Source organism: Acidovorax delafieldii 2AN (assembly GCF_000175235.1).
GTDB classification, from domain to species: domain Bacteria; phylum Pseudomonadota; class Gammaproteobacteria; order Burkholderiales; family Burkholderiaceae_C; genus Acidovorax; species Acidovorax delafieldii_B.
The window spans coordinates 1-1,275 of record NZ_ACQT01000502.1; the positions used below are offsets into that span (position 1 = coordinate 1).

Annotated in this window: 1 protein-coding gene and 1 pseudogene; both read left to right on the plus strand. The window is 71.5% G+C overall.

What is annotated here, in order from left to right:
* Positions 1 to 451 (plus strand): annotated as a pseudogene (locus tag ACDELDRAFT_RS25485) (hypothetical protein); the annotation flags it as partial.
* Positions 438 to 1,275: LLM class flavin-dependent oxidoreductase (locus ACDELDRAFT_RS22605; RefSeq protein ID WP_005801292.1), on the plus strand; the 838-nt coding region annotated here is incomplete at its 3' end. The pseudogene ACDELDRAFT_RS25485 and the gene ACDELDRAFT_RS22605, both read left to right, overlap by 14 nt.

Consider the following 1,275-nt stretch of genomic DNA (forward strand, 5'->3'; position numbering starts at 1 on the left):
CATCGGGTGGATGTTGCCGCCCGGCCTGGAAGCCCCGCGCGCCGCCGACTATGTGGCTGCCGCAACCGCCCTCTGGGACAGCTGGGCCGACGGCCTGCACCGCGTCGACCGGGCAAGCGGCCGCTATGTGGACACCGCAGGCATCCGCCCACCCCTCCACCAAGGGCCCTTCTACCGCACGGCCGGGCCCATGGACATTCCGCGTCCGCCGCAGGGTCACCCCGTGCGCTATGCGGCTGCGCCGGAGCTCCTGGCAGACATGCAACTGGGCGCGGACATCGGCCGGCATCCCGCATCCGGCGCGGCGGTGGTTGCCGCAATCCCGGCCAACGTCCCAGGCCCATGCTCCCCCGGCACCCCGGACACCCTGCGCGGCCGGCTCGGACTGCCACGCCCGGCCCGCTCTCTCGACGACTCTGCCACGCAGCACACGCCCCATGCCGGACACTGAATCCACCACCGCACCGCTGCTGTTCTTCAACGCCCTCGTGACCGGCCACCACGAAGGGGCCTGGCGCATGCCCGAGGCCCAGCCGCAGCGCCTGCGCGACATTGGCTATTACCAGGATCTCGCGCGCACAGCCGAACGCGGCGGCTTCGATGCGATGTTCGTGGCCGATTTCTTCGTCTTCTACCCCGGCATCGCTCACAGCCCGCGCTGGGAACTGGATCCGCTGACCGTCCTCGCAGCGGCCGCCGCCGTCACCGAGGACCTGGGCCTGATCGCCACCGCTTCGGCCAGCTTTTCCCTGCCCGTCGAGATCGCACGCGCGTTCTCGACGCTCGACCACCTGAGCGCGGGTCGCGCGGCCTGGAACATCGTGACCAACGGCGAACCTAGGGCCGCGGCCAATTTCGGGCTGGAACGGCCAGTGCCCCACGCCGAGCGCTACACGTGCGCCGACGCCGTGGTGCAGGAAGTGCTCTCGCTCTGGTCAGGCCGGCACGGCGTACCTGCCCCGGTGCAAACGCGCCCGGTATTGGTACAGGCTGGCTCCTCGCCGGACGGGCGGGACTTCGCCGCGCGCCATGCAGACATTGTCTTCACCGCGCAGGGCACCCCAGAGGCCGCGCGCGACTTCCGCGCCGACCTGCGCTCCCGCGCACAGACGGCAGGCCGGGCCGATGCGCCGCGCGTGGTCGTCGGCCTCAGCCCTTCCATCGAGGCCAGCGGCGAAGCAGCGCTGGCACGCAAGGCGCGGCTCGACGCATTGATTCCCCCCGAAGCATCGCTGGGCTGGCTCGAAGGCTTCGGCATCGACCTGCGCGGCCACG